Source organism: Gordonia sp. X0973, from assembly GCF_013348785.1.
Classification (GTDB): domain Bacteria; phylum Actinomycetota; class Actinomycetes; order Mycobacteriales; family Mycobacteriaceae; genus Gordonia.
The window spans coordinates 751,503-777,964 of sequence record NZ_CP054691.1; the positions used below are offsets into that span (position 1 = coordinate 751,503).

Here is a 26,462-nt window from a genome sequence, read left to right on the forward strand (position 1 = left end):
ATGGTGGGTATGTGAGTGAACCGATACTAACCCTGCGGGGTCGCTACATTGGATCCGATGACCAGACAAGACAGCAGTCTGCGTGCCCGTGCATCCAGCACGGTACGCGCGGCCGTGGTGAGCGGCACCAATAAATTGGCCGACGCGGGGTTACCCGGGGCGCAGGCGATCGGCGCGAGCCCGGCGGAGATCGCGGCAGAGGTCGCGGCCTCCCCCTTCCTTCGCGACGGGCGGTTCGTCAACGCCGACCCGCCGTCGCCCATCGGTGGGCCGCCGGTCGGGGCATTGGTCGACATGGTGCGACGGCCCGGGCGTCCCACCGGGACGATCATGGTCACCACACCCGACTTCGCGCCCAGTGCCCGCGATCTCGCGGTCACCTGGCTCGGTCATGCGACCGCCCTCGTCGAGATCGACGGGGTGCGCGTCCTGACCGACCCGGTCTTCTCCCGGCGCTGTTCGCCGTCGCAGCTCGTCGGTCCGGCGCGACTACACGCGCTGCCCTGCGACATCGCGGACCTGCCGCCGCTCGACGTCGTGCTGATCAGCCACGATCACTACGACCACCTCGACACCGCGTCGGTCGTCGAACTCGCCCGCACCCAGCCCGCGGCGGTCTTCGTCTGCCCGATCGGCGTCGGCGCGCACCTGCGGGCCTGGGGGATCGGTGCCGAGCGGATCCGCACCGCGCAGTGGCACGACGAGGTCGCCGTCACCGGGGGCAACGGGACCGCGATCCGCTTCGCCGCGGTCCCCGCACGGCACTTCTCCGGCCGCGGCCTCGACCGCGATCTCACGATGTGGGCGAGCTGGGCGATCATCGGGCCGCGGCATAGGGCCTTCTTCTCCGGTGACACCGGATTCAGCGAGGCCTACGAGGATGCGGGCGCGGCGTTCGGGCCGTTCCAACTGAACCTGATCGCGATCGGCGCCTACGACCCGCTATGGCCCGACATCCACGTCAACCCGGAGGAAGCGGTCACCATCCACCGGATGCTGGCGCGCGGCACCGATGCGCTGCTCGTCCCGATCCATTGGGGTACCTTCAACCTCGCGCGACACACGTGGGGCGAGCCCGCCGCGCGGCTGACCCATGCCGCGCAGCCCTCGCCCGGCCGGGCGCCGGTCGACATCGTCATCCCCCAACCCGGGGGCGAGGTGGACGTCGTCGACCGGACCGGCACCGCCACCGTCGTGCCGGACTGGTGGAAGGAGTCGGCGTGACCGTCGAAGCACCCGAGAAGACCGAACCGGTGGATCCCGCGCGCGGATTGACCGCCGCCCAGGTGGCGCAGCGCGTCGCCGCCGGGCAGGCCAACGTCTCGACCGACAAGACCGGTCGCACCGTCGGGCAGATCGTCCGCGCCAACGTCTTCACCCGGATCAACGCGATGCTGGGCGTGCTGTTCATCCTGGTGATGCTCACCGGATCGTGGAAGAACGGGCTGTTCGGGCTGATCATCATCGCCAACAGCGGCATCGGCATCATCCAGGAGGTCCGCGCCAAGCGGACCCTCGACCGGCTCTCGATCGTCGGGCAGGCCAAGCCGACGGTGCGCCGCGACGGGCAGCCGGTCGCGGTGACGCCCGAGGAGATCGTGCTCGACGACATCATCGAGCTCGGTCCGGGCGACCAGATCGTCGTCGACGGCGAGACCGTCGAATCCGCGGCGCTCGACGTCGACGAGTCGCTGCTCACCGGCGAGGCGGATCCGGTGGACAAGGCCGTCGGCGACGAGATCCTCTCCGGCAGCTTCGTCGTCGCCGGTTCCGGCACCTACCGCGCGACGAAGGTCGGCTCCGAAGCCTACGCCGCGAAGCTGGCCGCCGAGGCCTCCAAGTTCACCCTCGTCGACTCCGAGCTGCGCACCGGGATCAACCGGATCCTGCAGGTCATCACCTGGCTGCTGATCCCGGCCGGCATCCTGACCATCGTCAACCAGCTGTTCATCGCCGGCGACGGTTCGCTCGCGTGGGACTCGATCAAGCCCGGCATCCTCGGCATGGTCGCCGCGCTGGTCCCGATGGTCCCCGAGGGATTGGTCCTGATGACCTCGATCGCCTTCGCCGTCGGCGTCGTCCGCCTGGGCCGACGACAATGCCTGGTCAACGAGCTGCCGGCCATCGAGGGTCTCGCGCGCGTCAACATCGTCTGCGCCGACAAGACCGGAACGCTCACCGAGAACGGCATGCGGCTCTCCGAGGTCAAGGCGATCGGGGCGGATGAATCGGAGCGGACCACGGCCGTGCTGGCCGCGATGGCCGCCAACGACCCGCACCCCAACGCCAGCATGGAGGCGATCGCCGAGGCCTACCCGGACGCGCCGAACTGGAAGCTGACGGCGGTCCAGCCGTTCTCCTCGGCGCTCAAGTGGAGCGGCATGTCGTTTGCCGACGCGTCGGGAGCCGATGCGGGCAACTGGCTGATCGGCGCCCCGGACATCCTGCTCGACCCGAACAGCGACGACGCGAAGCGGGCATCGCAGATCAGCGACACCGGCCTGCGGGTCCTGCTGCTGGCGAAGGCCGACGTGGCCGTCGATCAGCCCGACGCCACCAAGTCGATGACCCCGGTCGCGCTGGTGGTGCTCGAGCAGCGGGTGCGACCAGACGCACGCGGCACCCTGGAGTACTTCGGGCACCAGGACGTACAGGTCAAGGTCATTTCCGGGGATAACGCCCGGTCGGTCGGCGCGGTCGCCTCGTCGCTGGGATTGGGGTCGGTCGACGGCGCCGTCGACGGCCGCCAACTGCCCAAGGGTGGCGAGGAATTGGCCGAGGCGGTCTCCGACGGCACGATCTTCGGACGCATCCGCCCCGACCAGAAGCGCGCGATGGTCAAGGCCTTGCAGTCGCGGCACAACACCGTCGCCATGACCGGCGACGGGGTGAACGACGTACTGGCCCTCAAGGACGCCGACATCGGCGTGGCGATGGGATCGGGCAGCTCGGCGGCGCGCTCGGTCGCGCAGATCGTGCTGCTCGACAACAAGTTCGCGACCCTGCCCTACGTCGTCGGCGAGGGTCGGCGCGTCATCGGCAACATCGAGCGCGTCGCCAACCTGTTCCTCACCAAGACCGTGTACGCGGTGCTGTTGGCACTGCTCATCGGGCTGGCGGGCATCGCGGGCAAGCTCTTCGGCTTCACCTCGCTGGCGTATCCCTTCCAGCCGATCCACGTCACCATCTCGGCGTGGTTCACCATCGGCGTCCCCGCCTTCGTGCTGTCGCTGGCGCCGAACAACGAGCGCGCCCGCCCCGGTTTCGTCAAGCGGGTGCTGACGCACGCGGTGCCCAACGGGATCATCGTCGGGCTGGTCGCCTTCATCACCTTCGTGATCGTCAACCCGGGCGGCGCCCGTGGGCCGAAGCTGGGGGAGAAGATCGACCAGCTGCCGCCCGAGGTGGTGCAGGCGTCGACCGCGACGCTGATCGCCCTGGTCGCGACCGCGTTCTATGTACTCGTCGTCGTCGCCCGCCCGTTGAACTGGTGGAAGGCCGTCCTGCTGGTGCTGTCCGCGCTGGCCTACGTGGCGATCTTCGCCTGGCCGATGAACTCCGGTCCGCAGGTACACCTCTTCGGCAAGGACCGGTACGTGTTCAACCCGCAGCACTGGTTCAACCTGGACTCGTCGAACACCGGCATGGTCGTGGTGGCCTTGTGCGCGGCCGCGGTCGGCATCATCGCCATCGAGGTGGTCAACCGGGTTCTCCCGCGCTTCATCCCCGAGGACGCGGTGGAGCCCGAGCACGCGGTGCAGGCCGAGGGCGCGGAGGCCGTCGGCCGCTAGGCCCTCGGGTGGCGGCGGTAGGCCGAGACCGACGGCTCGCCGTCGATCCAGAACCGCCACGGCGCCTCGGCGGCCAGCCGCACGCCGACGCGGGGACCGCTGCGGATGCTGCTCGGGTCGACGGGCCGACCTTCGGGCCGGATCAGCGTCACCGGCTGCGGCGTCAGCAAGTCGGTGCCGAGGTCGTCGATCGTGATGCCCAGCGCACGGGTGAGGTTGCCCGGCCCGCGGGCCAGTGCGTCGTCGTCGCGCGCGGTGGCCCGGCGGCTGCGGGCGGTCTCGATCCCGTCGACGACCCGCCCGGCCCGGATCAACACCGCCGAGGCGTGTTCGGTCGGCCCGGTCACGACGTTCGCGCAGTGGTGGCCGTGGATCCGGTACACGTAGAGCCGCCACGGCGGCCCGTACATGATCTCGGAGCGGGGAGTTCGCGTATAGGCGTGCGACGCCGGGTCGTTGACGCCGTCATAGGCCTCGACCTCGGAGATCATGACGGTCACGCCGTGGCCGACGAGATGGGCGCCCAGCAGCGCTTGCGCGTGGCGCGTAACAGTAGGATCGGGTGCCGTGGCCAAAACGAAAGACTCCGTGAACGTCGACATGTCGGTCGAGGAAGCCTGGGCGCATGCCTCCGACCTGTCGCGCTATGGCGACTGGCTCACCCTGCACGACGGTTGGCGCAGCCCGATCCCGACGGCCGATGAACTCGGCGTCGGGACGAAGGTCGCCTCGGTGATCAAGCTTAAGGGCGCGCGGGTGCGGTTCAACTGGAGCGTCGAGAAATACGACCCGCCCACCCGTGTCCGACTCAAGGGCGACGGCAAGGGCGGGGTGAAGGCCAAGCTCGACCTGTCGATCACGCCGAACGGGGACGGCTCGACGGTGACCTTCGAAGTCGACCTGGGCGGGTTGCCGCTCATCGGTCCCGCAGGCAAGGCGGCGGCGATGGCGACCAAGAAGGATCTGCACGCATCGCTCGAGCGGTTCCGCGAGGTCTTCGGGTAGCGCCGCCCACCCCGCTCCCGTAGCTCAGGGGATAGAGCACGGCTCTCCTAAAGCCGGTGTCGTAGGTTCGAATCCTACCGGGAGCACCATGACATTCCTGCCGGCCTCCGGCCGGTGTGCGCCTACTGTGTTTGAAAGAGTTTCATGCAGGCGCACCATCACATCCCCGCCGTCCGTCGGTCGGTAGGCGCCCACGGTGTCGAAACGATCCGGGCGGGTGCGCGGCGGCCCCCACCTCCCGCAGGTGATGTCCATCACCCCGCTGGGCTGGTGGTTTAGCCCAGCCTTAGTAAGAATTGCGGTCCGTCTGACCCCAGACGTGGGCACACCGTCGCTGAGGCGGTAGGCTGCGTATCAGCAATTCGATCTACGATTTAGCAAAGTTCGTGGACGCGGTTGCGATTGCGCTGCAAAATAAGCGCGCGTGTAGCAAGCTAGGGACAGGCACGACGAAGTCGCGCCCAGGACACAAGGAGTGCACGGAGTGAAACCCGTACAGAAGAAGTCAGGGCTCGTCGCTCTGCGCCGCGCTGCCGTCGGCATCGCGGCTGCGGCCGGCTCGATGATGCTGGTCGCCCCTCACGCGGCCGCTGCACCTGTCGATGATGCGACTGCCGCGATCACGAAGGCTGCCGAGCAGGTTGCCAACGGCGGTGCCGACACCGGATTCCTGAAGAAGGGCCTCGGCGACAAGGACGGCGACGTCACCTCGGTCGGCGACGGCTACGAGCAGAAGTACAGCGGCGGCACGATCTACTGGTCCGAGAAGGACGGCGCGCAGGTCCTGTTTGGCGCTATCAACGACAAGTTCGGCCAGGTCGGCGGACCTGCCGGTGGTGAGAACCTCGGCTTCCCGAAGACCAGCGAGGCTCCGGCGGATGCTCCTGCCGGTTCCCGTTACGCCGAGTTCGCCGCTGCTGACAGCCCGCGGATCTACTGGACCCCGCAGGACGGCGCCTGGGTCGTTCGCGGCCCGTTCGCGGCTGCTCTGGCCGACCCGGCTATCGCCGGCGCGCTGGGCATGCCGGTCGGCGATGCCGTCGTGAACGGTGACACCATCACCCAGAAGTTCGCCAACGGCGAGCTGACCTTCGACGCCAAGACCGGCAAGTGGATCAACCTCCCGTCGCTGCCGGGTCTGTCGCTGCCGGACCTGACCGCGAAGCTCGACGGCCTCAAGTGGCCCGCGTTCACCCTGCCCGGTTGGCCGAAGATCAACCTCCCGGGTATGCCGAACATCAACGTGCCCGACGTGAGCATGCCGAACATCAACGCCCCCAAGATCGACACCAAGGGCTTCAACTGGTGGTGGCTGCTGCTGCCGCTGCTGATCATCGGCGCGCTGCTGCTGCTCGGCTGGCTGTGGCGTCTGCTCACCGGCCGTGGTCGTAAGAGCCACAACGTGAACCCGCACCTCGGTGTCGGTGGCGCTGTTGACGGCATCAAGGGTGCGGGCGGCAAGGTTGCCGCCGGTGCTGCCGGGGCCGCTGGTGCGGCCGGCGCTGCTGCTGCCGCCGCTGGTGGTCGTCTGAAGGGCGCCGCTGGCGACGCCGTCGACGCCGCCGAGCGTGCCGGTGACCGCCTCAAGGGTGACGTCGAGGGTGCCTTCGACAAGGCCAAGGGCGGCGTCGAAGGTGCTGCCGGCAAGGTCGGCGATGCGGCTCACGCCGCCGGCGACAAGGTCTCCGGCCTCGTTGGCGACGCCACCGGCAAGGGCAAGGCCGCTGCGGCCGGTGCCGCTGCTGCCGCTGGTGCGGCTGCCGGTGCTGCCGGCACCTGGGTGCGCGACGGCAAGTCCGTCCCGCTGCCCAAGGGTGCTCACCTCCCGCTGCCCGGCGACGCGGAGCCCAAGGGCTTCCCGATCAAGGGCAACGCCGACTCGGGTCTGTTCCACACCCCCGCCTCGCGCGCCTACAAGGCGACCGTCGCGGAGATCTGGTTCGCGACCGAGGCCGATGCGGAAGCTGCCGGTTTCAAGAAGTTCGAGTGAGCAAGATAATCGAGTGAGCTAACCGCTCATCGTTTCGGCCGCGGCCCGGTACCCGAGAGGGTGCCGGGCCGCGGTTCGTTTCGACGTGGCTTACCGTTGGCGGGTGAGTTCCGACCGTGAAGTCTCCGACCGTGAGATCGACGCCTGGGTGATCGGCGTGGGCCCGGGCAACCCCAAGCAGATCACCGTCGAGGCCGTCGACGCGATCCGACGGCTGGACGGCGTGATACTGCTCGACAAGGGCGAGTCGACGGCCTCGATGCGGCGACTGCGCACCGATCTGCTCGACGAGTACGCGCCCGATACGACGGTGCTCGTCGTCGCTGACCCGCCGCGCGACCGCCGGCCGGAGGACTATGCGGCCGAGGTCCGGCGCTGGCACGCCGCCCGGGTCGACGCGATCGCCGAGGCCGTCGACCGATTCCCCCGGCCCGCCGGTCGTGCACCGGTCGTCGGCTTCCTCGTGTGGGGGGACCCCTCGCTCTACGACAGCACGCTGCGCCTCGTCGACGCCCTCGCCGCGCGTCCCGGCTGGGCGGTGACGGTCCACGTGGTCCCCGGCGTCACCAGTGCGTCGGCGCTGGCCGCCGCGCACGCGATCACCGCGAACCGCATCGGCCGACCGGTCCACATCACCACCGGTCGTCGTCTGTCCGAGACCGCGGCGACGGGTGAGGACCAGATCGTCATGCTCGACGGTGCGGAGGCCTTTCGCGGCGCCGCGCGCCCCGACGACACGATCTATTGGGGGGCGAACCTCGGCACCCCCGACGAGGTGCTCATCTCCGGTCCGGTGGCGCGGGTGGCCGACGACATCAGTGCCGCCCGCGCCGACCTGAAGTCGCGGGTGGGCTGGGTGATGGACATCTACCTGTTGAGGCGGCCGGACGCGGACTGAACCGCTCCCGAGCCGGATGTTCACCAGACGTTGGACAGGGCCTCGAGCGCCTCGTCGGCGATCTCGGTGCGGCAGATGAGGAAGTCGGGCATATACGGGATCCGCTGGTTGTAGACGATCTCCGAGCCGTCGAGTCGGCTGCAGTGCAGTCCGGCCGCCGCGCACACCCCGACCGGCGCGCAGTTGTCCCATTCGTATTGGCCACCGGCGTGGACGTAGGCGTCGACGTCGCCGCGGACCACGGCCATCGCCTTGGCCCCGGCGGAACCGATCGACACCCGCGCCAACCCGAGGGCGTTGGCGACGTGGGCGGCCTCGTAGCTGCCGCCGAAGCGGGAGACGGCGATCCGCCCGGTCAGCTCACCGCCGACCGGCTCGATCCGGTCGGAACGGAACAGCTCGCCGCGGCCCGGGATCGAGACCGCCGCGACGTCGGGCCGGCCGTCGACGGTCAACGCGACGTGAACGGCCCAGTCGTCGGTTCCGTGGGAGAACTCGGTGGTCCCGTCGAGCGGGTCGACGATCCAGACGCGGCTGCTGCTCGCCCGGTCCCCGACGTCCTCGGCCTCCTCCGACAGCACCGCGTCATGCGGACGCCGTCGCCGCAGCACCGCGCCGATCCACGCCTGGGCGATCTGGTCGCCGGCATCGCCGACGAGTCGACCGTCGAGCAGCCCGTCGTGGCGCACGCCCAACAGGATCTGGCCGGCACCGTGGGCGATCTGCGCGGCCAACTCGGCGTCGTCGGGTGTCGATCTCACCCTCCCACTAGAGCACATGAGGCGAAGAGTCGAGCGGAGCGTCGGAAATGTGTAGCGTCGGGCGCATGCCAGAGTTGCCCGAGGTCACCGCTATCGCGCAGTTCCTCGACGAGCGCACCGCCGGATTGCCGATCCGGCGGGTGGACGTGGCATCGCTGGCAGTGCTCAAGACGGCCGATCCGCCCTACACCGCCTTGGTCGGGCGGACCGTCTCGTCGGTCGGTCGGATCGGCAAATACCTCGTCCTCACGACCGTGCCCGGCGACGCGGCCGATCAGGAGCCCCTGCATCTGGTGATCCACCTGTCGCGGGCCGGGTGGGTGCGGTGGAGTGAGAACCTGTCACCCAAACCGCCGCGGCCCGGCGGCAAGGGGCCGATCGCGCTGCGCGTGCACTGCGGGCTGCCCGGCGAAGGGTTCGACGTCACCGAGGCCGGCACCCAGAAACGACTGGCGGTGTGGATCGTCGCCGACCCGCTCGACGTGGAGCGGATCGCCGGGCTGGGACCGGACGCCCTAACCCTCGGCGCCGGCGAGCTCGGCGAGATCCTGGCCGGGCACTCCGGGCGGATCAAGAACGTCCTCACCGATCAACGGATCATCAGCGGGATCGGTAACGCGTACTCCGACGAGATTCTGCATCGGGCACGGCTGTCGCCGTTCGCGCCGGCGAAGAATCTGTCCGCCGAACAGGTGGAGGTGCTGCACGATGCCATCGTCGGAATCCTGCGCGACGCGATCGGGCGGCTCGAGGGGCCGGGCGGGGTGGCGACGATGAAGGCGGAGAAGCGATCGGGCCTCAAGGTCCACGCCCGGACCGGATTGCCCTGCCCCGACTGCGGCGACACCGTCGCCGAGGTGTCCTTCGCCGACCGCTCCTTCCAGTACTGTCCGTCATGTCAGACCGGCGGCAAGAAGCTGGCCGACCGGCGGATGTCACGACTTCTGAAATAGGGTGGCGGGGTGAGTACACGCGAGAAGATTCTGATCACCGGTGCCAGCTCGGGACTCGGCGAGGGGATGGCCCGCGCCTTCGCCAAGCAGGGACGATCGCTCGCACTGTGCGCGCGCCGCGTCGACCGACTCGAGGCGCTGGCGCAAGAGCTGCGGGCTGAGGCCGGAACCGTGGTCACCGCCGCGCTCGACGTCACCGATTTCGATTCGGTGCCCGTGGTGTTCCGACAGCTGCGCGACGAGCTCGGCGGGCTCGACCGGGTCATCGTCAACGCCGGGCTGGGTAAGGGAGCGCCGATCGGGACAGGCAAGGCGCACGCCAACCTGGAGACGGTGCAGACCAATCTGACCGGGGCACTGGCACAGGCCGAGGCGGCGCTGGAGATCTTCCGCGAGCAGGGCGCCGGGCATCTGGTGCTGATCAGCTCGGTCTCCGCGACGCGCGGGCTGCCCAAGGCACAGGCGGCGTACTCCGCGTCGAAAGCGGGTGTGACCGCCCTCGGGCAAGGCTTGCAGGCGGAGTTCGCCGGCAAACCCATCACGATCACGATCATCGAGCCGGGCTATATCGAGACCGACATCAATCGGGGCGTGAAGACCCGGTTGATGGCCAAGACCGACGACGGGGTCGCGGCGATGGTCGCGGCCATCGAGGCGGAGAAGGCCCACGCCGCCGTGCCGCGCTGGCCGTGGGAGCCGCTGGCCGCCGCGTTGCGCCATCTGCCGGAGCCGGTGTCGCGCCGACTGGTCTGAGGCGCGCCGCGGCTTGCGGCCCGGGCCGCTACTTCGGTGCGGCGCTCGGTAGGGGCTTGCCGTCGGCGGTCCACACCACCGGCTTGGCCTGGTAGTCCAGCTCCGGGTTGGTGGTGGTGTTGGCCCAGTAGATGCCCGAGCGGATCTCCTGGCCGCTGCCGACCAGGCCGACGAGACAGGTCGAATAGCTTTCACCGCGCTTCATCAGCTTCGGCGGGGTGTGGGTGACGCACTCGGGAGTCTCAGAGTTCGACCGAACGGTGAGCGCCGCCTGCTTGCCGTCGACGCTCCCGGCGACGCCGAGGACGTCGGGGGCGGGCATCGGCTGCGCGTCGAGCGAGAGCACCGTCAGGTAGACGAAGTAGCCGGTGCCGCCCTTGCCCTTGGCGATGGAGTCGGGCAACTTGCCGGCCCGCCGCACCCCGGTCACGGTGTAAGCGGCCAGCCGATCCGGATGGAAGGTCGAGGCGGGCAGCAGCGCGGTAGAGCCGAAGCTCAACACGGTGCCGGGGGCCGTCTTCGCCGCGTTGCCGGCGGGGACGGTCAGCGATGCCGACGTCGGCACCGAGGGGCCGGGGGTGTCGGGATTGTCGGTGGCACATCCGGCGGTGCCGACGAGCAGCGCCGCGGCCGCTCCGACTCCGTATGCGGTCCGCGCCGCGCTCATGCCTGCTTCCCGGCGCGGTGCGCGCGGTACCACTGGGCCAGTGCGTCGGTCGAGGAGTCGCCGAGCGGGCCGGGGGGCTGGGGGGAGTCGATCGCGCCCAGGAGTTCGAGTGCCTGCTTCTTGCCGAGCTCGACCCCCCACTGGTCGAAGGAGTCGATATTCCAGATGCAGCCCTCGACGAAGACCTGGTGCTCGTAGAGGGCGATCAACTGGCCGAGTGAATTGGGGGTGAGCTGCGGGGCGAAGATCGTCGTCGACGGGCGGTTGCCCGGCATCACCTTGTGCGGCACGACCTTGGGGTCGGTGCCCTCGGCGGTAAGATCCTCGGCGGTCTTGCCGAAGGCCAGCACCTTGGTCTGCGCCAGGAAGTTGCTGATGAGCAGGTCGTGCATCGACGTGCCGTCCTCGGTCGTCACGTCGCGGAAGGGGCGCGCGAAGGCGATGAAGTCGGCGGGGATCATCCGAGTCCCCTGGTGGAGCAGTTGGAAGAAGGCGTGTTGGCCGTTGGTGCCCGGCTCGCCCCACCACACCTGACCGGTGTCGCAGCGCACCGGGGAGCCGTTGCGCGTCACCGACTTCCCGTTGGACTCCATCGACAGCTGCTGCAGGTATGCGGTGAAGCGGGCGAGGTCGTTGGAGTAGGGGAGGACGGCCTTGTTCCCGGCGTCGAAGAAGTTGTCGTACCAAACGCCCAGCAGGCCCATGATGACCGGCGCGTTGCGTTCCAGCGGTGCGGTCGCGAAGTGTTCGTCGACGGTGTGGAAGCCGGCCAGGAAGTCGCTGAAGCCCTCGCGGCCGATCGCCAGCATCACCGACAATCCGATCGCGGAGTCCACCGAGTAGCGCCCGCCGACCCAGTCCCAGAACCCGAACATGTTGGCGGTGTCGATGCCGAAGGCGTGTACCGCGTCGGCATTGGTGCTGACCGCGACGAAATGCTTCGCCACCGCGTCGGGGGAGCCGAGTGCGGCGACGAGCCAGTCGCGCGCGGCCCGCGCGTTCGAGAGCGTCTCCAGGGTGGTGAAGGTCTTGGACGAGATGATGAACAGCGTCGTCTCCGGCTCGACGGCGTCGAGGGTCGAGAGGATGTCGGCCGGGTCGACGTTGGAAACGAAGTGGGTCCGCGGCCCGTCGTGGAAGTCGCGCATCGCGCCGCACACCATCTCCGGGCCCAGATCCGAGCCGCCGATGCCGATGTTGACGACGTCGGTGATCTGTTTGCCGGTGTATCCGGTCCAGGCGCCGGAGCGGACGTCGTCGGTGAAGCGGCCCATCGCGTCGAGGACGCGGTGCACGTCGGCGACGACGTCCTGGCCGTCGACCTGCAGCGAGGCGGAGGCGGGCAGTCGCAGTGCGGTGTGCAGCGCGGCCCGGTTCTCCGAGGAGTTGATGTGGCGGCCGGCGAGCATGTCGTCGCGGCGCTGCTCGAGCCGGACCTCACGGGCGAGTGCGAGCAGCAGGTCCAGCGTCTCGCGCGTGGCCCGATGCTTCGAATAGTCGATATGCAGATCGGCGGCGTCGATGACCAGGTCGGTGCCCCGGCCGGGGTCGGCGGTGAAGATTTCGCGCAGCGTCAGGGCGGACATCTGCCGCTGGTGGCCGGCGAGGGCGTGCCACGACTCGGTGGACGTCACATCGTCGCTCATGGGTCCACCCTAAGTGGTTTGCGCGTGCTTCGCCCGGCCGCCTGTCCGACTGGTCCCCGATGCGCGGTTTCAGCGCCCGAGCGGTCCCCGGCCCAGGCGCAGCAACAGCATCGCGAGGGTGTGGCCCTCTTGGCCGAGGTCGGAGAAGCGGTCGAGGACCTTCACCTCGCGGCTGTGCACCAGTCGCGGACCGCCCGACGCCATCCGCGCCGCGCCGATCTTCTTCGACACCGCCGAGCGCCGCTTGATCGCCGCGAGGATCATCGCGTCCATCCGGTCGATTTCCAGCCGCAGCACGTCGATGTCGTCGGGTAGGGCGGACACGTCTTCGCCGAGATCGTATTGTGCCGGGTCGAAAGGCTGTGTCGCGTCACTCACGGGGATTGATTTTGCCACGGCCGGTTCATCGGCTCCGACATACCAGTCCCGACGGACGGGTGTCACCCGCTGTGACTGTATGGCGACGGCAGTCGTGTCGGCGACGGTGATGGTCCGCTGGGAACGGTCGCGGTGCCAGCCGCGGTGGTCGGGTGGATGCTGTGGGTGGTCGAGTGGATCCGAGGCGCTAGCCGAGGAACCGTATCGAGACCCCGGTGAGTCGACGTCGGATCGTGTGCCACGGCCATCGAACGAGGTGTTGCGCACCTCACACCAGGTTGGTAGAATAGAACGTATATTCGAACCGGGGTTGAGGGGGTGGATCCAATTGACCGACGCGGCGGTGGCTGATGTGATGCCGGTGGTGTTGCCGGATTCGCCGCGGGAGTTGGCGGGGTTGATTGATGCCGCGATCACGAAACTCGGGTCTGTGTCGTTGGGGTTGGCCTCGGATACCGAGGTGACCGCGACGGTCGAGACATTGGAGCGGGCGTGGCGGCGCGCGGACGGGGTGAATGCGGCGTTGCTGGTGCAAGTGTCCGACCGCAATTTGTGGTTGGGGTATGCCACACCGCGGGCCTGGTACAGCGAATACCTGCGGCTGGGGCCAGGCGAGGCCAGGCGTCGGGAGGTGGTGGCCGAGGCGATCGGGGTGTGCACCGCGCTGACCGGACAACCGTTGCCGCCCAAACGGGAACCGTTGGCGGTGGCGGTCGCAGCCGGGACGGTGTCGGGCGAGCATGTGCGGGTGATCGAACAAGTCCTGGACAAAATCCCGCACCAAGCCGACCCGCGGGAGGTGGCAGCGGCGGTGACGGTGTTGACCGAGGCCGCGAAAGCAGCCACCCCGAAAGACATGAACCGTCTTGGGCAACGGATCCTGGCCCACCTGGACCCCGATGGCACCCTGACCGACGACACCGACCGGCACCGCCGCCGCAGCCTGCACCTAGGAGCCCAAGGCGCGGATTTGATGTCCAAACTCTGCGGGTATGTGACACCCCAGGTCCGGGCCAAACTCGAAGTACTGCTCGACAACTGGGGCAAACCCGGCATGAACAACCCCGACGATGACGACGAACACCGCATCACCGGCCCACTCGCCCTCATGACTCTCGACGACACCGGCCCTAACCACACCACCGGCCCTGACGGCACCGCCACCGGTCACGACACCACCGTGGCTGACGCGCGTCACCAGGCGTTGATACAGGCGCGGGGCCGGGATACCTGGACGTCGGCGCAACGCGACCACGACGCCCTGGAAGCCGGCCTGGATTGGCTGCTGGGCCACCAGGCGTTGGGGAAACCGGATCGGATCCCGGCCGAAGTGGTGATCACCATCGACGAACACGACTTGGCCCGCCGCGCCGGAATCGGAGTGACCGCGACCGGCACCATGGTGCCCGTCGGTGACTTGATCCATCTGGCCGCCGATGCGACCCCGTGGCTGGCGGTCTTTCACCACCACACCCGCAGCGTGCTCGATTTCGGGCGGGGCCGGCGGTTGGCGACCAAAACCCAACGCCTGGCCCTGTTCGCCGCCGAACCCGGCTGCAGCAAACCCGGATGCGGGCAACCGTTCTCCCGCACCCAAGCCCACCACGCCACCCGCGACTACGCCCGCGGCGGATCAACCGATGTGACCGACATGACCGGGGCCTGCGGCCGACACAACCGGGCCGTCGGTACCAAACCCGGCCAATGGGAAACCCACGTCTTCAGTGATGGACCCCACACCGGACGCACCGGCTGGCGACGCACCGGAACCGACCAACCCTTCCGGGTCAACCACACCCACGACCCCCGCACCTACCTACACGGAACCGTATTCGACCCCAACCAGCACGACCACGACCAGGCCGCGGGCGACGACTCGGGACCACCGCCAGGTTTGGCAGATCCACCACCAGACGAGCCAGTCATGAGGCGGGTCAATCCCCAGTTCGGTCGTCGGGGGGGACTCTCTCGTCGAATCAGTACTGACGCTCCTCGTCGCCGCCTGAGAGGTCACGGCTTGCGTTGGAGTGCGCTCCAAGTCCTACCGTGGCCCTATGCCCGATGACAGCACCCTTTCCATCGCCGAGGTCTCCGCCCGCACCGGCCTGTCCCGCGACACCCTGCGCTGGTACGAGTCGGAGGGATTGATCCCGTCCGTGCCGCGCAACACCGCCGGGGTGCGGCAATACGACGACGCGACGGTCCGCATGATCGACCTGCTGGTCCGGTTGCGGCGCACCGGGATGCCGGTGGCGCAGATGCGCGACTTCGTGACGATGGTCGAGCAGGGGGCGCGCACCCACGGGCGGCGCATGCGCCTGCTGGAGAACCACCGCGAGGAGATCGAGTCCCGCATCCGCGAACTGGCCGACGACCTCGACGCCGTCGACGGCAAGATCGCGCACTACCGCCAACTCATCGACGCGGGCCTCGACTGCGCCGAGCAGCCCATCACCGACGCGGACGAACGCGCGCAGCAGCGCCGCACCGACGACGACTGAACCACCGAACCGAGAGGAAACCCTTCATGCACACGACGGCACTGGGCGACGGCCTGCGAACCTCCGCGATGGGATTCGGCGCGATGGCGCTCACGCCCGTGTACGGCGGCACCGACGACGCGACCGCGCTGGCGGTCCTGAACGCGGCGATCGACGACGGCATCACCCTCATCGACACCGCCGACGTCTACGGGCAACCCGAACCCGGAGCCGACGGTCCGGCCGGCACCAACGAGACGCTTGTCGCCCGACTGCTGGCCGACCGTCGCGACGAGGTGGTCCTCGCCACCAAGTTCGGCATCACCGGGCGCATCGGTGCCGCCGCCCGCGACGACTCGGTCGCCGGGGTCAAGCGGACCCGCGGCGACGCGCGGTACGTGCGGGAGGCCTGCGACGCCTCGCTGCGGCGGCTGGGCGCCGACGTCATCGACCTCTACTACCTGCACCGCCGCGACCCCGACGTCCCGATCGAGGAGACGGTGGGGGCGATGGCCGAACTCGTCGCCGCCGGCAAGGTCCGCCATCTCGGACTGTCGGAGGTGACGGCGGCGGAGTTGCGCGCCGCGCATGCCGTCGCGCCGATCGCCGCCGTGCAGAGCGAGTGGAGCCTGTGGTCGCGCGACGTGGAGGCCAACGTCGTGCCGGCCTGCGCCGAACTCGGCGTCGGCTTCGTCCCGTATTCGCCGCTCGGCCGCGGTTTCCTGACCGGCACGCTGACCCGTGACCAGGTCGCCGGTGATCTGCGCGGCTCGACGTCGCGCACCGGCGACAACTGGGCGGCCAACCAGCGCGTCGTCGAGGTGGTGGCCGCGGTCGCAGCTCGGCTCGGCGCGACCAACGCCCAGGTGGCCCTCGCGTGGCTGTACGCGGCGGGCCGTCGTGCGGGGCTGCCCGTCGTACCGATTCCCGGCACCCGATCGGCCGCCCGCGTCGCCGAGAACGCCGCGGCCGCCGACCTGGTCCTCGACGAGGAGGCGCTCACCACCCTGGACGACGTGGCCGACCTGGTGGTCGGCTCCCGCAACATCGCCGCGGACCCGACCTGGATCTCCGCCGGCCGCGAATGACCCCGACACGAGAAGTGAGGACCGAATAGATGTCCGTGATCCCGGATTCGCACCGCGACCTGCTGACCCGCCCGCTCTACGCCCACCTCGCCACGATCCGTCCCGACGGATCGCCGCAGGTCAATCCCATGTGGTTCTCGTGGGACGGGGAGTTCGTCTACTTCACCAACACGACGAACCGGCAGAAATACAAGAACGTCAGCGCCAACCCGCACGTGGCGTTCTCGGTCAACGACCCCGAGCAGCCCTACCGCTACCTCGAGGTGCGCGGCGTCGTCGAACGGATCGACGAAGATTCGACGGGCGCACTGTTCGCCGCGCTGGCCGACCGGTACGGGCTCGCGATGGACGGCCCGCCCGGCGACGTGGAGCACCGCGTCGTCTACGTCGTCCGCCCGACCGCGACGAGTAGCCAATAGGTTGCTGCGGTAAGCCGTGCGCACTCCGTACGATTCGAGACGTGGATCGTGACTCTGGTGCCAACCGATCGAGGGCCGGGCTCGTCGCCGTGGCGCTCGTCGCCGTATACGTGGTGGTGCGCATCGTCTTGGCGGCGACCGGCGGCTTCTACTGGGATGACCTGATCCTGATCGGACGGGCGTCGACGCACAACGTCCTGTCCTGGGACTATCTGACGCACAACCACGACGGCCACTTCATGCCCGGCGCGTTCTTCGCCGCGGGCGTCGCGACGTTGATCGCGCCGACGCAGTGGTGGCCGGCGGCGGTCACGCTGGTGGTACTCGCGACGGCGGTGGCGTTCGCCGTGTGGCGGATGATCCGGCTGATCGTCGGGCGGGAGTCGTGGGCCGCGGTGGTGGTCCTGGCCTTCTTCCTGTTCACCCCGATGACCGTCCCGGCCTATGTGTGGTGGGCCGCTGCGCTCAACTCACTGCCGATGCTGTTCGCGATGGCCTGGCTGGTCGGCGACGCGGTGCTCCTGTGCCGGGGAACCGACGCGGACGGCGTCGTGCTGGCGCAGCACCGTCGTCGGGTGGTCGTGTGGCGCAGCGTCGTGATCTACCTGGTCGCGCTGGCCTGCTTCGAGAAATCGCTCTACATCCTGCCCGTCGTCTTCGTCGCGGCCGTGTTGTGGACGTGGACGCAGGGTCCGACGCGTACGCGCAAGCCGTTGGTGGTGGCGTCCTCCCGGGCCAAGGATCTCTGGTTGCCGCTGGTCGGGGTGACCGTCGTGTGGTTGGTGGTGTTCCTCTCGTTCACCGGCGGCCAGGGCGCCGCCGGGAACCACGGCTTCGTGCAGACGGTCCACCTGGTGTGGCGCACGATCAACAACGCCGTCGTCCCGTCGCTCGCCGGGGGGCCGTGGAACTGGGATCGCTGGCTGCCGAGCCCGCCGATGGGTTTCGCCCCGGTGTGGCAGATCGTCGTCGGCTGGTTGGTGCTCGCCGTGGTGATCGGGGCGATCGCGGTGTACCGCCGTCGCGCGCTGCCCATCGTGGCGGCCGCCGCGGCCTATGTCGTGCTGGCCCAGGTGCCGGTCATGTGGAACCGGTCCAGCGCCAACACCGCGCTGGAGTTGGCGCAGACCATGCGATACCTGCCCGACGCGGCGCTGGTGATGACCGTGGCGCTCGCGCTGGTGGTCGCGGTGCCGCGGGCGAGCGAGCGGCATGCGCGCTGGGCCGACCGGCCGGCGTTGCGCAGTGCCGCCGTCGCGACGGTACTCCTCGTCGTCGCCTCCGGCGTGGGGGTGTGGAACTTCGCGCAGTCGTGGCGGAACAATCCGACGCCGGACTATCTGCGGGTCGCGCGGGCATCGCTGCGCGCCGAGCAGGGCCGGGTGGTGTTCGACCAGGCGCTGCCCCTGGAGGTGCTGACGCCCGTCGCGTTCCCGGAGAACCAGATCAGCCACACCTTCGGCCGGCTGCGGCCCGCGGTGCGGTTCGGGACCGTGACCGACGACCTGAAGGTCCTCGACACGCACGGGCGACTCGTGGCCGGGGGTGTGACACCGGCGCGGACCTTCGCCGCGGGCGACGGCGACTGTGGCCGCCCGGAGGTAAGGCGCCCGTCGCGGATTGGGCTGTCCGGTCCGCTGCTCAACTGGACCTGGACGATCGCGCTGCCCTACTGCGCCAACCGCGACGGCCAGCTGAGCGTGCAGTTGGCGGGCGGGCAGCCGGTGGTGGTGGACGTGCGGGCCGGGCTCCACGTCGTCTACGTCCAGACCACCGGGCGCGGCACCTCGATCCTGCTCCGGCCGACGACCCCCGGCTTGGCCGTGCACACCGGCGAGGGCCGGGTCGGCGAGGTCGCGGAGGCGGCACTGCTCAAGTAGGGACTGTCAGTCCGTCCCGGTAACCTGGACGACGAGATGAGTGCTGAGGAACTGCTTCGCGGATTGAACCCACAGCAACGCGAGGCGGTGGTCCACACCGGTTCTCCGTTGCTGATCGTCGCGGGCGCCGGATCGGGTAAGACCTCGGTGCTGACGCGGCGCATCGCCTACCTGCTCGGCGAGCGCGGGGTGAACCCGGGCCAGATCCTCGCCATCACGTTCACCAACAAGGCGGCCGCCGAGATGCGCGAGCGGGTCGTCGACCTCGTCGGCGGCGCGGGCCGCGCGATGTGGGTGTCGACCTTCCACTCGATGTGTGTGCGGATCCTGCGGGCCCAGTCGAACCTGCTGGGCGAGACGCTGAACTCCAACTTCTCCATCTACGACGCCGACGACTCGCGCCGCCTGCTGGGGATGATCATCCGCGACCTGGAGCTGGACCCGAAGAAATACTCCGCGCGCGGGCTGGCGGTGGAGATCTCCAATTTCAAGAACGAGCTGGTCGGCCCGGAGGACGCCAAGCCGGAGAACGCGGAGGAGGGGTCGGCCGAAGCGGTCCTTGCCCGCGTCTACGACCTGTACCAGCGGCGGCTGCGCGCCGCCAACGCCTTCGACTTCGACGATCTGATCGGCGAGACGGTCGCGCTGTTGCAGCGCCACCCCAACGTCGCGCAGTACTACCGCCGCCGGTTCCGCCACATCCTCGTCGACGAGTACCAGGACACCAACCACGCGCAGTACGTCCTCATCCGCGAACTGACGGGAGCCGGGAGCGCCGGCGACCTGCCCCCCGCCGAGCTGTGCGTCGTCGGTGACGCCGATCAGTCGATCTACGCGTTCCGCGGGGCGACCATCCGCAACATCGAGGAGTTCGAGCGGGATTTCCCGGACGCCGAGGCGATCCTGCTGGAGCAGAACTACCGCTCGACGCAGACGATCCTGTCCGCCGCGAACGCGGTGATCGCGCAGAACCCGAACCGCCGTCCCAAGCGGCTGTGGACCGACTCCGGCGACGGCGATCCGATCGTCGGGTACGTCGCCGATTCCGATCGCGATGAGGCGACCTTCATCGCCGGCGAGATCGACGCGCTGTCGGACTATTCGATCGGCGGGTCGTCGAGCCGGGCGTACTCGGACATCGCGGTGTTCTACCGGACCAACACCGGCTCACGCGCGCTGGAGGAAGTGTTCGTCCGCCACGGCATCCCCTACAAGGTGGTCGGCGGCACCAAGTTCTACGAGCGCAAGGAGGTGCGCGACGTCATCGCGTACCTGCGCACCGTCGCCAACCCCGATGACACGGTGAGCCTGCGCCGCATCCTCAATACCCCGCGCCGCGGTATCGGCGACCGGGCGGAGGCCTGCGTCGCCGTTCATGCCGAGAACCGGGGGATCAGTTTCTACCAGGCGCTGCTCGAGGGCGCGCAGGGGTCGGTGCCGCTGCTCAACACCCGCGCGGTCAATCAGATCGGCGGGTTCGTCGAGCTGATCGAGGAGCTGCGCCGCGAGTTCCTCTCCGCCTTCGGCGAGGGGGAGGACGCCGACGACCTGCGCATCGACGCGACGGCCGAGGGCGGCGACATCGGCGAACTGGTCGAGGCCATCGTCGACCGCACCGGCTATCGGGCCGAACTGGAGGCCAGCCGCGACCCGCAGGACGGCGCCCGCCTGGACAACCTGAACGAACTCGTCGCCGTCGCCCGTGAGTTCAGCGCCACCGCCGCGGAGGAGGCGCAGGCCGCCGACGACGACGCCGGCGAGATCGTCGGCGACGACGGCGAGGGGGAACCGGAACCCGGATCGCTCGCCGCCTTCCTGGAGCGGGTGTCGTTGGTCGCCGACGCCGATCAGGTCCCGGATTCCGAGGCCGGCGTCGTCACGATGATGACACTGCACACGGCCAAGGGCCTCGAGTTCCCCGTCGTCTTCGTCACCGGCTGGGAGGACGGGCACTTCCCGCATATGCGCTCCCTCGGCGATCCCGCCGAGCTCAGCGAGGAACGGCGCCTGGCCTACGTCGGGATCACCCGCGCCAAGGAGAAGCTGTACCTGACCCGGGCGCTGATGCGCGCGTCCTGGGGGCAGCCCGTCTCCAACCCGGAGTCGCGGTTCCTCACCGAGATCCCCGCCCACCTGATCGATTGGCGCCGCACCGAACCGAAGCGCTCGGCCTCGCGCCACCACTCGTCGGGGGCCTTCGGCTTCGGCTCCGGCTCGGGCGGCTTCGGGTCCGGCAACGACGGGCAGCGCGCGCGTGGTCGCGAGTCCTACGGTGCCCCGACGCGCGGTCGCAACCGTCAGGAGCACTACGACATCGGCGACCGCATGAACCATCCCAAGTACGGACTGGGCAAGGCGGTCGCCAAGGAGGGCAGCGGCCCCACGGAGCGGATCACCTTCGACTTCGGCGGCGGCACCGGGCGCATGACGTTCATGACCCTCGGCGGACTGCCGGGGGAGAAGCTCTAACCCGCGGACAAACCCCGCAGATACGGACATACCCAGCACCGATCGGGTGCTGGGTATGTCGTGAAGTGCTGGGTTTGGCTGTGCGAATTAGCCGGTGTAGTTCGACATCCGCACGCCGTGCTGGGCGAGCCACGGCATCGGGTCGATCTTCGTCCGGCCGTCCTTCCACACCTCGAAGTGCACGTGCGGGCCGAAGGAGAAGCCCTCGTTGCCGACCAGGGCGATGACGTCGCCCGCGGTGACGTGCTGACCCTTCTGCACGAGCACGCCCGACGAGGACATGTGGCCGTACATGGTGACGGTGCCGTCGTCGGCGCGGACCTGGATCCAGTTGCCGTAGCCCGACGCGGGACCGGCGGCGATCACGGTGCCGTCGGTCGCGGCGTGGATCGGGGTGCCCAGCGGTGCGGCCATGTCGATGCCGCCGTGGAAGGTGCCCCACCGGCTGCAGAAGCAGGACGTGAAGGTGTAGGTGCCCAGCGGGATGGGCGAGGTGAAGAGCGGGCGGCGCTTGAGGTTCTCGCGGGCGGCCTCGGCGGCGGCGAGGTTCTTGCCCTGGTCGAGGCCGCGGGTGAACGCGCTCATGTCGGAGTCGGTGGTGCCTGCGACGACGCCGGGGCCCAGATCGGGGGCGCCGTCCGCGGTGGTCGCAGTCGTCGACGACGTGCTGCTCGAGGCGGCCTGGGCGACGGCGGCTACTGCTGCGCCCGCGGCCAGGGCGACGAGCGCGGCGCGACCGCCTTTGAGGCTGGTCGGCGGGGCGGCGATGCGGTGGTGACCGGACTTGCCGGGCTTGCGCGCGGCGCGGCGGACGGCTGGGGCGGTGTCTTCGTCGGCCTCGGGCTCGACGGCCGGGGATTCGACGACGGAAGCGGTGGAGCGGCCCTCGCGGCGGAACTCGCTCTCCGGGATCGCGATGTCCTGGGTGATCTCCGAGGAGGTCGCGGCGTCGGCGTCGAGGCTGCGGGCCCGGCTGACCGTGGCATTCCAGCTGGTGGTGGAGTTGGTCCAGCCGTCGCCGTCGAACACGAAGGCGTCGAAGTCGTCGGTCTCGAAGTCATTGGCCGGCGCGGTCGTGGAGGTGCGCGCAGCGACTACGGCGGAAGCATCGAGGGGGGCGACAAAGCGACGCCCGGCGTGCTCGACCACTCCGTTTCGTTCTTGGGCCACAATCCTGCCTAACTACCTGTTTCACACGGGCTTCGTAACCAATTCGTGACTTGGCACCCCAACGAAGGTATCCGAGTCGACTCCTCAAGTCCACCAAACCGGCAGAATCAAGGGGTCAGCAGTGACAATTTCCACACGGTGGTAGTGACCTTCTGCACAGTTGGCGCCGAGTGCAAGCCAGCACACTGCGACTGCCCCTACGGTACTCAACGGAGCCGGGCGAACCCCCGTTCCAGACGGGGTTTACAGTCCGATGTATCGCCTGCCCACTATCCGATCGGCGGGCGCCAACCGAAGAAATGGTGAATCGAATGGATCTCTTCGAATACCAGGCGAAAGAGTTGTTCGCCAAGCACGGGGTACCCACCTCACCGGGCCGGGTCACCGACAGTGCTGCCGACGCGCGCAAGATCGCCGAGGAAATCGGCAAGCCCGTCATGGTGAAGGCCCAGGTCAAGGTCGGCGGCCGCGGCAAGGCCGGCGGCGTCAAGTACGCGGCGACGCCCGACGACGCGGAGCGCTACGCCAACGACATCCTCGGCCTGGACATCAAGGGCCACATCGTCAAGAAGCTGCTGGTCGCCGAGGCGAGTGACATCGCCGAGGAGTACTACATCTCCTTCCTGCTCGACCGCGCCAACCGCACCTACCTCGCGATGTGTTCGGTCGAGGGCGGCATGGAGATCGAAGAGGTCGCCGCGACCAAGCCCGATCGCCTAGCCCGCGTCGCCGTCGACGCGGTGAAGGGTGTCGACCTCGCCACCGCGCGCTCGATCGCCGAGCAGGGCCATCTGCCCGCCGAGGTCCTCGACGCCGCCGCGGTCACCATCGCCAAGCTGTGGGAGGTCTTCGTCAAGGAGGACGCGCTGCTGGTCGAGGTGAACCCGCTGGTGCGCACCCCCGACGACCAGATCCTCGCCCTCGACGGCAAGGTGACGCTCGACGGCAACGCCGACTTCCGCCAGCCCGGTCACGCCGAGTTCGAGGATCGCGACGCAACCGATCCGCTCGAGCTCAAGGCCAAGGAGAACGACCTCAACTACGTCAAGCTCGACGGCCAGGTCGGCATCATCGGAAACGGTGCCGGACTGGTCATGTCGACCCTCGACGTCGTCGCCTACGCCGGTGAGAACCACGGCGGCGTGAAGCCGGCGAACTTCCTCGACATCGGCGGTGGCGCCTCGGCCGAGGTCATGGCCGCCGGCCTCGACGTCATCCTGGGCGACGCACAGGTCAAGAGCGTGTTCGTCAACGTCTTCGGCGGTATCACCGCCTGCGACGCGGTCGCCAACGGCATCGTCGGCGCGCTGGACAAGCTGGGCGCCACGGCGAGCAAGCCGCTGGTCGTCCGCCTCGACGGCAACAAGGTCGACGAGGGACGCAAGATCCTGGCCGATGCGAACCACCCGCTGGTCACGCTCGCCGAAACCATGGACGAAGGCGCCGACAAGGCTGCCGAACTGGCGAGCAAGTGAGGGTTTGAAGACATGTCGATCTTTCTGAACAAGGACAACAAGGTCATCGTCCAGGGCATCACCGGCGGCGAGGGCACCAAGCACACCGCGCTGATGCTCAAGGCCGGCACCAACGTCGTCGGCGGCGTCAACGCGCGCAAGGCCGGGACGACGGTCAGCCACGTCGACGCCGACGGCAACCCCGTCGAGCTCCCGGTGTTCGCCACGGTCGCCGAGGCGATGGAGAAGACCGGCGCCGACACGTCGATCGCCTTCGTGCCGCCGGCGTTCTCCAAGGACGCCATCATCGAGGCCATCGACGCGCAGATCCCGCTGTTGGTGGTCATCACCGAGGGCATCCCGGTGCAGGACTCGGCATACGCCTGGGCCTACAACCTGGACAAGGGCGGCAAGACCCGCATCATCGGCCCGAACTGCCCCGGCATCATCACCCCCGGCGAGTCGCTGGTGGGCATCACGCCCAACAACATCACCGGTAAGGGCCCGATCGGCCTGGTGTCCAAGTCGGGCACGTTGACCTACCAGATGATGTACGAGCTGCGCGACCTCGGTTTCTCGACCGCGATCGGCATCGGCGGCGACCCCGTCATCGGGACCACCCACATCGACGCCATCGAGGCGTTCGAGAAGGACCCGGAGACCAAGCTGATCGTGATGATCGGCGAGATCGGCGGCGACGCCGAGGAGCGCGCGGCCGACTACATCAAGGCCAACGTGACCAAGCCGGTCGTCGGCTACGTCGCCGGCTTCACCGCGCCCGAGGGCAAGACGATGGGCCACGCCGGCGCCATCGTCTCCGGCAGCTCCGGCACCGCCCAGGCGAAGAAGGAAGCCCTCGAGGCGGCCGGGGTCAAGGTCGGCAAGACGCCGAGCGAGACCGCCAAGCTGGCCCGCGAGCTGTACGAGAACGCCTGACGCATCCGCTATTCACCGCGGCCCCGCACCTGCACGGTGCGGGGCCGCGGCGCGTTCGGCCGGTGTCCGCGGGTACCGGGCAACGGGCCGAACCTCGGGCATACTGACCCGATGACACGGATACCGCTCGTCGGCGGACTCGTCGACGCGGCGACGGCCGCCGCCGGCTCCGCCGTATCGGCCGCGGTCGCCGTGCCGCGCTCGGTGGTCCACGCGGTCCTCGACGACGTATTCGACTACCTGTCCTCGACCGATTTGACCGGCGTGATCCTCTCCTCGGTGGATCTGAACCGCGTCTTGGCGACGGTGGACCTCGACGAGCTGCTGGCGCGGGTCGATCTCAACGCGGTGCTCTCGCGGGTCGACGTGAACGAAGTCCTCGCCGGGGTGGACCTCAACGCCCTGCTCGCCCGGGTCGACGTCGACGCGGTGCTGGCCCGCACCGACCTGGTGGGGGTGGCGGAGAAGGTGGTCGACGGCGTCGACGTGACGGCGATCGTCCGCGAGGCCTCGGCGACGGTCTCGACCGAGGTGATCAGCGACGTCCGCATCGAGGCCGAGCGCGCCGACGACGGCGTCGAGCAGTTCGTGAACCGGATGCTCCGGCGGAAGGGGCGGCGATGACCGCGGTGGTGCCGCCGCGCACCGCGGGTATCGTCAGCCGCGCCATCGCCGGGGTGATCGACGTGTTGGTCGCGGCGGCGATCATCGTCGGAGCCGTCCTCGCGCTGAACTTCTTCCTCTTCGTCGTGGACATCCGGCGGATCGAGGTCGACGGGCTGCGGTGGTGGTTCACGACGAGTGGCTACGTCGCCGTGTTGGCCCTGTACCTGTTCGCCTGCTGGGCGACGTCGGGGCGGACCATCGGGTGCGTCGCGATGGGGCTGCGCGTGACCGGTGCGGGCGGGGACCGGTTGAACGCGGTGTCGGCCGCGATCCGGGCCGTGTTGTGCGCCCTATTCCCGATCGGGCTGGCGTGGGTGGTGCTCTCCCCGTCGCGCCGATCGGTGCAGGACATCCTGGTGCGCAGCGCGGTGGTCTACACCCACGCCGCCGCTGTGTGAGGCACAGTGGTCTGATGACCGATCTGTTGCCGCTCGACCCCGACCAACTCCTCACCACGACCCGCTCGGTGCGCAAGCGGCTCGACCTGGAGAGGCCGGTGCCCCTCGACGTCATCCGCGAGGCGCTCGAGGTCGCGTTGCAGGCGCCGAGCGGCAGCAACAGCCAGGGGTGGCACTGGATCGTCATCGACGACGCCGAGAAGAAGCGGCAGATCGCCGACCTGTACCGCAAATCCTTCGCGCCCTACATCGCCGCCAAGCGCGAGCAGCGGACCGACCCGACCGGGGAGCGCGTCACGTCCAGCGCCAGCTACCTCGCCGAGGTCCTCGAGCAGGTCCCGGTCTTCGTCATCGCGGCGATCCACGTCGGCAGGGCGGGATTGCCCGACGGCAATCAGGCCGGGGTGTGGGGATCGCTGCTGCCCGCGGCGTGGAGCCTGCAATTGGCGCTGCGCGCCCGCGGTCTCGGCTCGGCCTGGACGACGCTGCATCTGGCGTATGAGCGCGAGGTCGCCGAGATCCTGGGCATTCCCGACGGGATCGCACAGGGCGTGCTCCTGCCGGTGGCCTACTACACCGGCGACGGGTTCAAGCCGGCCCCGCGGCGCCCGCTCGACGAGGTGCTCCACCTCAACGAATGGTGACCTCGCGCGCCGGTGG

24 protein-coding genes and 1 tRNA gene are annotated in these 26,462 nt (G+C 69.2%); 19 read left to right on the forward strand and 6 right to left on the reverse strand.

Annotated elements, in window-relative coordinates; all coding sequences use genetic code 11:
- Positions 1–57: 57 nt before the first annotated feature.
- Together HUN08_RS03715 and HUN08_RS03720 are read left to right on the forward strand one after the other, a co-directional pair.
- Positions 58–1,224 (forward strand): MBL fold metallo-hydrolase, encoded by a 1,167-nt coding sequence (locus HUN08_RS03715; protein WP_124249122.1) that lies wholly within the window; start codon positions 58–60, stop codon positions 1,222–1,224.
- Positions 1,221–3,791 (forward strand): HAD-IC family P-type ATPase, encoded by a 2,571-nt coding sequence (locus HUN08_RS03720; RefSeq protein ID WP_124249121.1) that lies wholly within the window; start codon positions 1,221–1,223, stop codon positions 3,789–3,791. Before HUN08_RS03715 ends, HUN08_RS03720 begins: the two co-directional genes overlap by 4 nt.
- Here the strand turns inward: HUN08_RS03720 and HUN08_RS03725 are convergent.
- A complete protein-coding gene (locus HUN08_RS03725) occupies positions 3,788–4,393 on the reverse strand; it encodes a DNA-3-methyladenine glycosylase (RefSeq protein ID WP_124249120.1) in 606 nt (201 codons plus the stop codon). The two genes, HUN08_RS03720 and HUN08_RS03725, sit on opposite strands and share 4 nt — an antisense overlap.
- Here HUN08_RS03725 and HUN08_RS03730 point away from each other — a divergent pair.
- From HUN08_RS03730 to cobF, 4 genes are all read left to right on the forward strand, one after another.
- Positions 4,359–4,796, forward strand: coding sequence for an SRPBCC family protein (locus tag HUN08_RS03730; protein ID WP_124249119.1), 438 nt, complete (start codon positions 4,359–4,361; stop codon positions 4,794–4,796). The two genes, HUN08_RS03725 and HUN08_RS03730, sit on opposite strands and share 35 nt — an antisense overlap.
- Positions 4,797–4,809: 13 nt before the next feature.
- A tRNA-Arg gene (locus tag HUN08_RS03735) sits at positions 4,810–4,885 on the forward strand.
- 395 nt (positions 4,886–5,280) lie between these two features.
- Entirely contained in the window at positions 5,281–6,786 is a 1,506-nt protein-coding gene (locus HUN08_RS03740) for an LGFP repeat-containing protein (protein ID WP_124249118.1), read from the forward strand.
- Between the two features lie 103 nt (positions 6,787–6,889).
- The gene (cobF, locus tag HUN08_RS03745) at positions 6,890–7,684 is read left to right on the forward strand and encodes a precorrin-6A synthase (deacetylating) (RefSeq protein WP_301546871.1); all 795 of its coding nucleotides are present in this window, start codon (positions 6,890–6,892) and stop codon (positions 7,682–7,684) included.
- 20 nt (positions 7,685–7,704) lie between these two features.
- On the opposite strand, the gene HUN08_RS03750 is transcribed toward cobF, so the two are convergent.
- The gene (locus HUN08_RS03750; protein WP_124249117.1) at positions 7,705–8,463 is read right to left on the reverse strand and encodes a 3'(2'),5'-bisphosphate nucleotidase CysQ; all 759 of its coding nucleotides are present in this window, start codon (positions 8,461–8,463) and stop codon (positions 7,705–7,707) included.
- Positions 8,464–8,510: 47 nt separating this feature from the next.
- On the opposite strand from HUN08_RS03750, the gene HUN08_RS03755 reads away from it, so the two are divergent.
- Together HUN08_RS03755 and HUN08_RS03760 are read left to right on the forward strand one after the other, a co-directional pair.
- Positions 8,511–9,398: an Fpg/Nei family DNA glycosylase gene (locus tag HUN08_RS03755; RefSeq protein WP_124249116.1), complete on the forward strand. Its 888-nt coding sequence runs from the start codon at positions 8,511–8,513 to the stop codon at positions 9,396–9,398.
- 9 nt (positions 9,399–9,407) lie between these two features.
- On the forward strand, positions 9,408–10,151 hold the full coding sequence (locus HUN08_RS03760) for an SDR family oxidoreductase (RefSeq protein WP_124249115.1): 744 nt from the start codon (positions 9,408–9,410) through the stop codon (positions 10,149–10,151).
- A gap of 28 nt (positions 10,152–10,179) precedes the next feature.
- Here HUN08_RS03760 and HUN08_RS03765 read toward each other — a convergent pair whose 3' ends face one another.
- From HUN08_RS03765 to HUN08_RS03775, 3 genes are all read right to left on the reverse strand, one after another.
- The gene (locus tag HUN08_RS03765) at positions 10,180–10,818 is read right to left on the reverse strand and encodes a hypothetical protein (RefSeq protein ID WP_301546872.1); all 639 of its coding nucleotides are present in this window, start codon (positions 10,816–10,818) and stop codon (positions 10,180–10,182) included.
- Positions 10,815–12,464: a glucose-6-phosphate isomerase gene (gene pgi / locus HUN08_RS03770; protein ID WP_124249114.1), complete on the reverse strand. Its 1,650-nt coding sequence runs from the start codon at positions 12,462–12,464 to the stop codon at positions 10,815–10,817. The genes HUN08_RS03765 and pgi overlap by 4 nt, the downstream gene beginning before the upstream one ends.
- Positions 12,465–12,533: 69 nt before the next feature.
- A complete protein-coding gene (locus HUN08_RS03775) occupies positions 12,534–12,788 on the reverse strand; it encodes a chorismate mutase (protein WP_301546963.1) in 255 nt (84 codons plus the stop codon).
- A gap of 382 nt (positions 12,789–13,170) precedes the next feature.
- On the opposite strand from HUN08_RS03775, the gene HUN08_RS03780 reads away from it, so the two are divergent.
- From HUN08_RS03780 to HUN08_RS03805, 6 genes are read left to right on the forward strand one after another with little or no spacing between them, the layout of a single operon-like run.
- On the forward strand, positions 13,171–14,907 hold the full coding sequence (locus HUN08_RS03780) for an HNH endonuclease signature motif containing protein (RefSeq protein ID WP_174900867.1): 1,737 nt from the start codon (positions 13,171–13,173) through the stop codon (positions 14,905–14,907).
- Positions 14,897–15,343, forward strand: a complete 447-nt coding sequence (locus HUN08_RS03785; RefSeq protein ID WP_124248770.1) for a MerR family transcriptional regulator — start codon at positions 14,897–14,899, stop codon at positions 15,341–15,343. Before HUN08_RS03780 ends, HUN08_RS03785 begins: the two co-directional genes overlap by 11 nt.
- A 26-nt stretch (positions 15,344–15,369) precedes the next feature.
- On the forward strand, positions 15,370–16,410 hold the full coding sequence (locus HUN08_RS03790; protein WP_124248769.1) for an aldo/keto reductase: 1,041 nt from the start codon (positions 15,370–15,372) through the stop codon (positions 16,408–16,410).
- A gap of 29 nt (positions 16,411–16,439) precedes the next feature.
- Positions 16,440–16,829: a PPOX class F420-dependent oxidoreductase gene (locus HUN08_RS03795; protein WP_124248768.1), complete on the forward strand. Its 390-nt coding sequence runs from the start codon at positions 16,440–16,442 to the stop codon at positions 16,827–16,829.
- Between the two features lie 41 nt (positions 16,830–16,870).
- Entirely contained in the window at positions 16,871–18,709 is a 1,839-nt protein-coding gene (locus tag HUN08_RS03800) for a hypothetical protein (RefSeq protein WP_165353461.1), read from the forward strand.
- A 36-nt stretch (positions 18,710–18,745) separates the two neighbouring features.
- Complete coding sequence (locus HUN08_RS03805; RefSeq protein WP_124248767.1) at positions 18,746–21,178, forward strand: UvrD-helicase domain-containing protein; 2,433 nt, start codon at positions 18,746–18,748, stop codon at positions 21,176–21,178.
- Between the two features lie 87 nt (positions 21,179–21,265).
- Here the strand turns inward: HUN08_RS03805 and HUN08_RS03810 are convergent, their stop codons facing one another.
- Positions 21,266–22,327 (reverse strand): M23 family metallopeptidase, encoded by a 1,062-nt coding sequence (locus HUN08_RS03810; RefSeq protein WP_301546873.1) that lies wholly within the window; start codon positions 22,325–22,327, stop codon positions 21,266–21,268.
- Between the two features lie 332 nt (positions 22,328–22,659).
- On the opposite strand from HUN08_RS03810, the gene sucC reads away from it, so the two are divergent.
- The 5 genes from sucC (at position 22,660) to HUN08_RS03835 (ending at position 26,446) form a co-directional block, all read left to right on the forward strand.
- Entirely contained in the window at positions 22,660–23,823 is a 1,164-nt protein-coding gene (sucC, locus tag HUN08_RS03815) for an ADP-forming succinate--CoA ligase subunit beta (RefSeq protein WP_124248765.1), read from the forward strand.
- Between the two features lie 12 nt (positions 23,824–23,835).
- Positions 23,836–24,738 (forward strand): succinate--CoA ligase subunit alpha, encoded by a 903-nt coding sequence (sucD, locus tag HUN08_RS03820; RefSeq protein WP_124248764.1) that lies wholly within the window; start codon positions 23,836–23,838, stop codon positions 24,736–24,738.
- A 111-nt stretch (positions 24,739–24,849) separates the two neighbouring features.
- Entirely contained in the window at positions 24,850–25,362 is a 513-nt protein-coding gene (locus HUN08_RS03825) for a hypothetical protein (RefSeq protein WP_301546874.1), read from the forward strand.
- Positions 25,359–25,802 carry an RDD family protein gene (locus HUN08_RS03830; RefSeq protein ID WP_124248763.1) on the forward strand — a complete coding sequence of 148 codons (444 nt, stop codon included), beginning with the start codon at positions 25,359–25,361 and terminating at the stop codon, positions 25,800–25,802. The genes HUN08_RS03825 and HUN08_RS03830 overlap by 4 nt, the downstream gene beginning before the upstream one ends.
- A gap of 14 nt (positions 25,803–25,816) precedes the next feature.
- Positions 25,817–26,446 (forward strand): nitroreductase family protein, encoded by a 630-nt coding sequence (locus tag HUN08_RS03835; RefSeq protein ID WP_124248762.1) that lies wholly within the window; start codon positions 25,817–25,819, stop codon positions 26,444–26,446.
- Positions 26,447–26,462 lie beyond the last annotated feature (16 nt).

What these genes read in the sequence shown, in the direction of transcription:
- HUN08_RS03715 (WP_124249122.1), top strand. Translation starts at nt 58, where the DNA reads ATGACCAGACAAGACAGCAGTCTGCGTGCCCGTGCATCCAGCACGGTA.
- HUN08_RS03725 (WP_124249120.1), bottom strand. Translation starts at nt 4,393, where the DNA reads ATGTCGACGTTCACGGAGTCTTTCGTTTTGGCCACGGCACCCGATCCT.
- HUN08_RS03750 (WP_124249117.1), bottom strand. Translation starts at nt 8,463, where the DNA reads ATGTGCTCTAGTGGGAGGGTGAGATCGACACCCGACGACGCCGAGTTG.
- HUN08_RS03755 (WP_124249116.1), top strand. Translation starts at nt 8,511, where the DNA reads ATGCCAGAGTTGCCCGAGGTCACCGCTATCGCGCAGTTCCTCGACGAG.
- HUN08_RS03765 (WP_301546872.1), bottom strand. Translation starts at nt 10,818, where the DNA reads ATGAGCGCGGCGCGGACCGCATACGGAGTCGGAGCGGCCGCGGCGCTG.
- pgi (WP_124249114.1), bottom strand. Translation starts at nt 12,464, where the DNA reads ATGAGCGACGATGTGACGTCCACCGAGTCGTGGCACGCCCTCGCCGGC.
- HUN08_RS03785 (WP_124248770.1), top strand. Translation starts at nt 14,897, where the DNA reads ATGCCCGATGACAGCACCCTTTCCATCGCCGAGGTCTCCGCCCGCACC.
- HUN08_RS03790 (WP_124248769.1), top strand. Translation starts at nt 15,370, where the DNA reads ATGCACACGACGGCACTGGGCGACGGCCTGCGAACCTCCGCGATGGGA.
- HUN08_RS03795 (WP_124248768.1), top strand. Translation starts at nt 16,440, where the DNA reads ATGTCCGTGATCCCGGATTCGCACCGCGACCTGCTGACCCGCCCGCTC.
- HUN08_RS03805 (WP_124248767.1), top strand. Translation starts at nt 18,746, where the DNA reads ATGAGTGCTGAGGAACTGCTTCGCGGATTGAACCCACAGCAACGCGAG.
- sucC (WP_124248765.1), top strand. Translation starts at nt 22,660, where the DNA reads ATGGATCTCTTCGAATACCAGGCGAAAGAGTTGTTCGCCAAGCACGGG.
- sucD (WP_124248764.1), top strand. Translation starts at nt 23,836, where the DNA reads ATGTCGATCTTTCTGAACAAGGACAACAAGGTCATCGTCCAGGGCATC.
- HUN08_RS03825 (WP_301546874.1), top strand. Translation starts at nt 24,850, where the DNA reads ATGACACGGATACCGCTCGTCGGCGGACTCGTCGACGCGGCGACGGCC.
- HUN08_RS03830 (WP_124248763.1), top strand. Translation starts at nt 25,359, where the DNA reads ATGACCGCGGTGGTGCCGCCGCGCACCGCGGGTATCGTCAGCCGCGCC.
- HUN08_RS03835 (WP_124248762.1), top strand. Translation starts at nt 25,817, where the DNA reads ATGACCGATCTGTTGCCGCTCGACCCCGACCAACTCCTCACCACGACC.